Source organism: Streptomyces sp. NPDC054841, assembly GCF_053611045.1.
In genome coordinates, this window is the sequence record NZ_JBSGZO010000230.1 from 7,266 (window position 1) to 13,478 (window position 6,213).

The window sequence follows — 6,213 nt, forward strand, 5'->3', positions numbered from 1 at the left end:
CGTGCCTGCTGGTGCTGCGTTCCTGGCCGGTGGTGGGTCGGTGAACGAGTCGGCGCCGCCCCGGTCGTCGGTTGCGCTCGTCGGGGTACCGGCAAAGGCGCCCGCGGCGGCGGGTGGGTACGGCGCGGCCGTGGCGATGGTGCCCGCTGCGACGGCCGGGGCGGGGGCCGTGGGTGCCGCCGCGCCGGTCGAGCCGGCCATGGCCGGAGTGCCGGAGCCGCGGTCCGCCAGGGCCTTTGGACCGGCGAGGCCGGCGGCGCGTGGCGTCGCCCCCGCGCGGCCGTTGCGGTTCGCCGCGCTCGGTGACTCCCTCACGGAAGGTGTCGGCGACCGGGTCGACGGCGCCTGGCGGGGCTGGGCCGCGCTGCTCGCCGTGGGTGTCGGGGAGCCCGGCAGACCCGCGGAGTTCCGGAACTTCGCCGTCAGCGGCGCGCTCACCCGCGACGTCGACGAGAAGCAGACCCCCAACGCTGTCGCCTACGGTCCCGACATCGCCGCGGTCGTCGTCGGGGTGAACGACACGCTCCGGCACACCTTCGACATCCACGACCTCGCCGTCCGGCTCAACAAGGTCTGCGCCGCCCTCAGCGAACGCGGCACTCGGCTGATCACGGCGTGTCTGCCCGACCCGGGCGCGATGCTCGGGCTGCCCGCACCGCTCGCCCGGCCTCTCGCCCGTCGGCAGCGGGGCGTCAACGCCGTCGTACACGCCCTGTCCGAGCGGTACGGAGCCCTCCACCTGCACATCGCCGACGCGACCTGGGTCGAGGACCGGACCATGTGGAGCGCGGACCGGCTCCACCCCGGTGAGCGCGGCCACCGCATGATCGCCGCACGCTTCCACGAGCTGCTCGCCGCCGAAGGGCTCGCCCTCGGCCAGGCGCCCGGGGCCGAACCGACGCAGCCCGCGCCCAGCCGTATCGCGAAGGCGCTCTGGCTGGCCACGGCCGGCACCGCCTGGGTGGCCCGCAGATGCACGGACCTCCTGCCCCAGCTCGTGGGCCTCGCCGGTGCCGAGGTGCGCCACTGGGCCCGGGGCTCGAGCGCCTGCCTCGACCTCGTCGCCGAAAACGCCCTCTCGTCCGCGCTCGCCTCACTCTCTCTCGACCCGCCCCTTGCCAGAATGGGGGAATGAGCGAGCGCTGGGAGTTCTGGATCGACCGTGGCGGGACGTTCACCGATGTCGTCGGCAGACGACCCGACGGACATCTCGTCACCCGCAAGCTGCTCTCCCACAATCCCGAGCACTACCGCGACGCGGCCGTCGCCGGCATCCGGCTGCTGCTCGGGCTCGGACTCGAGGACACCGTGCCGGCGGACCGGATCGACGTCGACCGTCGCCACCAACGCTCTGCTCGAGCGGCGCGGCGAGCCGACCGTTCTCGTCATCACCGAAGGCTTCCGGGACGCGCTGCGCATCGCGTACCAGAACCGCCCCCGTCTCTTCGACCGCCGCATCGTCCTCCCCGAGGCCGTGTACGACCGGGTCATCGAGGTCCCCGAGCGGACCGACGCCCACGGCGAGATCGTCAGGCCGCTGGAACTGGCGCCGGTCACCGAACAGTTGAAGGCGGCCCGCGAAGACGGCTTCCACAGCGTCGCCGTCGTCCTCATGCACGGCTACCGCCACCCCGCCCACGAGTCCGCCGTCGCCGATGCCGCCCGCTCCCTCGGCTTCACCCAGGTGAGCTGCTCCCACGAGGTCAGCCCGCTGATCAAGCTGGTGCCGCGCGGCGACACCACCGTCGTGGACGCGTACCTCTCACCGATCCTGCGCCGGTACGTCGACGAGGTCGCCGGGGAACTCCGCTCCATCCGGCTGATGTTCATGCAGTCCAACGGCGGACTGCGCGAAGCCGCCCACTTCCGGGGCAAGGACGCCGTGCTCTCCGGCCCGGCCGGCGGGGTCGTCGGGATGGCCCGCACCTCGGAGCAGGCGGGCTTCGGCCGGATCATCGGCTTCGACATGGGCGGCACCTCCACCGATGTGTCGCACTACGCGGGGGAGTTCGAGCGGGAGCTCGGCACCCAGGTCGCCGGCGTACGGATGCGTGCGCCGATGATGAACATCCACACCGTCGCCGCCGGGGGCGGCTCGATCCTCCACTTCGACGGCCAGCGCTATCGCGTCGGACCGGACTCGGCGGGCGCCGTACCGGGCCCGGCCTGCTACCGGCGTGGCGGCCCGCTCACCGTCACCGACGCCAATGTCATGCTCGGCCGGGTCCAGCCCGCGCACTTCCCCGCCGTCTTCGGGCCGGACGGCGACCAGCCGCTCGACGCCGACGTCGTACGGGAGCGGTTCGAGCGGCTCGCGGGGGAGGTACGGGACGCCACCGGCACCGCCCGCAGCCCGGAGGAAGTCGCGGCCGGCTTCCTGGAGATCGCCGTCCTCAACATGGCGAACGCCGTCAAGAAGATCTCCGTACAGCGCGGCCACGACGTCACCCGCTACGCCCTGACGTGCTTCGGCGGCGCCGGCGGCCAGCACGCCTGCGCCGTCGCCGATGCCCTCGGCGTCAACACCGTCATCGTGCCGCCGCTCGCCGGTGTGCTCTCCGCGTACGGCATCGGTCTTGCCGACGCGACCGCCATGCGTGAGCAGTCGGTCGAGGCCGAGCTGACCGATGCCACCGTGCGCCGCGTGGAGGACCTGTGCGGCGAACTGGCCGAACGCACCCGCGCGGAGCTCCGCGACGACGCCGTACCCGACGACGCCATCGCCACCCACGCACGCGTGATCATCCGCTACGCCGGTACGGACGCGGGCGTGCCCGTACCCCTCGACACGCTCGACGCGATGCGGGAGGCGTTCGAATCGGCGCACCGGGCGCGATACGCGTTCACCATGGACAAGCCCCTCGTCGTGGAGGCGGTCTCGGTCGAGGCGGTGGGGACGGCGGGACCCCACGGATCGGTTGTCGTCGAAGAGGCCACTGAGGGCGGTGGGGCCCGGGTGCGGGCGACCGTGGGGATGTTCGTCGACGGCAGCCGCACGGACACACCGCTCTACCGTCGCGAGGATCTGTCCCCGGGCGACACCGTCGAAGGCCCCGCGATCATCGCCGAGGCGGACGCGACGACCGTCGTCGACCCGGGCTGGCAGGCGGCTGTGGGGGACGGCGGCCATCTGCTGCTCACACGCGTACGGCCCAGGCCCGGCCGCTCCGCCGTCGGCACCGACGTCGACCCCGTGCTGCTGGAGGTCTTCAACAACCTCTTCATGGCGATCGCCGAGCAGATGGGCGTGCGTCTGGAGAACACCGCCCACTCCGTCAACATCAAGGAGCGGCTCGACTTCTCCTGCGCCCTCTTCGACGCCGAAGGCAATCTCATCGCCAACGCACCCCACATCCCCGTCCATCTCGGCTCGATGGGCGAGTCCATCAAGGAGGTGCTGCGCCGCAACGAGGGAAAGCTGCGCCCCGGCGATGTGTACGCCATCAACGACCCGTACCACGGTGGCACGCATCTGCCCGATGTGACCGTGGTGACGCCGGTCTTCGACGACGACGACAGCGGCGGCGGTGAGCTGCGCTTCCTGGTGGCCTCGCGTGGTCATCACGCCGAGATCGGCGGCATCACGCCGGGCTCGATGCCCGCTTTCAGCCGCACGATCGACGAGGAGGGCGTGCTCTTCGACAACTGGCTCCTCGTACGGGACGGGCGGCTGCGCGAGGCCGAGACGCGTGAGCTGCTCACCGGCGCCGCGCACCCGTCCCGGGACCCCGACACCAATCTCGCCGACCTGCGAGCGCAGATCGCCGCCAACGAGAAAGGCATCTCCGAACTCGGCCGCATGGTGGAGGAGTTCGGACTCGATGTCGTTCAGGCCTACATGCAGCACGTACGGAACAACGCCGAGGAGTCCGTGCGCCGCATCGTCGCCGAGCTGAGCGACGGCTCGTACCGCTACGAGACCGACGGCGGCGCGGTCATCGAGGTCGCGATCAGCGTGGACAGGCAGGCCCGCAGCGCCGTCCTCGACTTCGCCGGTACGTCGCCGCAGCAGCCCGGCAACTTCAACGCGCCCAAGTCGGTGGTGATGGCGGCCGTGCTGTACGTCTTCCGGACGCTGGTCGCCGACGACATCCCGCTCAACAGCGGCTGCCTGGAGCCGCTGGAGGTGCGCGTACCGGACGGTTCGATGCTGGCCCCGGCCTACCCCGCCGCGACCGTCGCGGGCAATGTCGAGACCTCGCAGGCCGTCACCGGGGCGCTGTACGCGGCACTCGGGGTGCAGGCGGAGGGCTCCGGCACGATGAACAACGTCACCTTCGGCAACGACCGGGTGCAGTACTACGAGACGGTGGCGAGCGGGTCCGGCGCGGGCGACGGCTTCGACGGCGCGGATGCCGTACAGACCCATATGACCAACTCGCGGCTGACCGACCCGGAAGTGCTGGAGTGGCGCTACCCGGTGCGGGTGGACGCCTTCTCCGTGCGCGACGGCAGCGGGGGAGCGGGGAAGTGGCAGGGCGGACGCGGCGTCGTGCGGCGGATCCGCTTCCTGGAGCCGATGACGGTGGCCCTGCTCACCGGTCATCGGCGGATGGAGCCGTACGGGATGGCCGGCGGCGAGCCGGGCGCGCTCGGCGCGAACTCGGTGGAGCGGGCGGACGGCACGGTCGAGGAGCTGCAGGGCGTGGACTCGGTCGAGGTCGGCCCCGGTGACGTCCTGGTGGTCCGGACGCCCGGCGGGGGCGGGTACGGGTCCGCGCCGTCCCGTCCGTCCGGGGGTGCCCCCACGCCGCGGGGCGCAGAGGAAGTGTGAGGACGGACAGACGGGTGCCGTGACGGAGGCGGTGCGCTTCCCGGTCGCACCGGAACGCCGCCCCCGGACTCACCGCACCGGAACGAACCGCACCGGTGTGCCCGGCACCGACTGCGCTGCCCCCGCGAGGTCCGCCTCCCGGACGACCGCGATCACCGGATAGCCGCCGGTCGTCGGGTGGTCGGCGAGGAACACGACGGGCAGCCCGTCCGGCGGCACCTGCACCGCGCCCAGGACCATGCCCTCACTGGGCAGTTCGGCTCGCACGGCGCGCTCCAGCGACGGGCCTTCGGTGCGCAGTCCTATGCGGTTGCTCGCCGCCGACACCCGGTAGGCGCCAGTGGCCAGCGTCCGCAGCGCTGCTTGCGTGAACCAGTCGTGGCGCGGTCCCAGCCGCACCCGCAGCACCAGCTCGGACGGCGGACCGGGCCATGGCGAGCCGTCCACCCGCCCGGCCGGACCGGCAGGCGGGCCCAGCGCAAGCACCGCACCGTCGGCGAGCGGCGACGGCCCGAGGCCGGAGAGCAGGTCCGTCGACCGGCTGCCCAGCACCGCATCGGCCGCGATTCCCCCGCCGATCGCCACATAGCTCCGTACGCCGCGCCGCGCCGCGCCCACCTCCAGCAGCGCCCCCGCCGCCACCCGTACCGGTGCGCCCCAGGCAACGGCCCGGCCGTCCACATGAACCGGGCAGGGGGCCCCGCCGACCGCCACGGTCACGGCACAGCGCGGCCGCACCGCACAGCCGGTGACCGTGGTCTCCAGCACCGCGGCCGGCTCCGGATTGCCGACGAGCCGGTTGACCAGGCGCAGAGCGTACGGATCCAGGGCGCCCGAGCGGGGTACGCCGAGGTGGGCGTGCCCGGGCCTGCCCAGGTCCTGCACGGTGGTCAGCGCCCCGGCCCGCACGACCGCGAGAGCACGGTCGGTCATCGGCTCTCCCGCGTCGCCGGCACGAAGCGGACCCTGGCTCCCGGGGACAGCAGCGCGGCGGGCTCGCGCGCCGGGTCCCACAGCGTCAGGTCCGTCGTCCCGATCAGCTGCCAGCCGCCGGGGGACGAGCGGGGGTACACGCCCGTGTACGGCCCGGCAAGCGCGACCGCGCCCGCGGGAACGGCCGTCCGGGGCGTGGCCCTGCGGGGTACCGCGAACCGCTCGCCGAGCCCGGTGAGATAGCCGAAACCAGGCGCGAACCCACAGAAGGCGACGTGGAATTCGGCCGCCGAGTGGATCGCCGCAACGTCCTCATCCGCGACTCCCCACAGTGCCGCGACCTCCGCCAGATCGGGCCCGTCGTAGCGCACCGGAATCTCGATCACGTCCCGCGTGTCCGCCGCGAGCGGTGGTATGTCCCATCCGGGCAGCTCGGAGGCGAGCCGCCCGGGCTCGTCGACGCCGTCGAGCAGCACCGTCCGCGCCGCCGGCACGATCTCCCGAAC

3 protein-coding genes and 1 pseudogene are annotated in these 6,213 nt (G+C 73.0%); 2 read left to right on the forward strand and 2 right to left on the reverse strand.

Going from position 1 to position 6,213, the window contains the following annotated elements; translation table 11 throughout:
* Positions 1-1,135, forward strand: a 1,135-nt coding sequence (locus ACWGI8_RS26520) for an SGNH/GDSL hydrolase family protein (RefSeq protein WP_453664573.1), incomplete at its 5' end; no start/stop codon positions are given.
* Positions 1,132-4,774, forward strand: a pseudogene (locus tag ACWGI8_RS26525) (hydantoinase B/oxoprolinase family protein). The gene ACWGI8_RS26520 and the pseudogene ACWGI8_RS26525, both read left to right, overlap by 4 nt.
* Positions 4,775-4,843: 69 nt before the next feature.
* Here ACWGI8_RS26525 and ACWGI8_RS26530 read toward each other — a convergent pair.
* Entirely contained in the window at positions 4,844-5,707 is an 864-nt protein-coding gene (locus tag ACWGI8_RS26530; protein WP_453664574.1) for a 5-oxoprolinase subunit C family protein, read from the reverse strand.
* Positions 5,704-6,213 (reverse strand): 5-oxoprolinase subunit PxpB (gene pxpB / locus ACWGI8_RS26535; RefSeq protein WP_453664576.1); only part of this gene is annotated, 510 nt, incomplete at its 5' end. The genes ACWGI8_RS26530 and pxpB, both read right to left, overlap by 4 nt.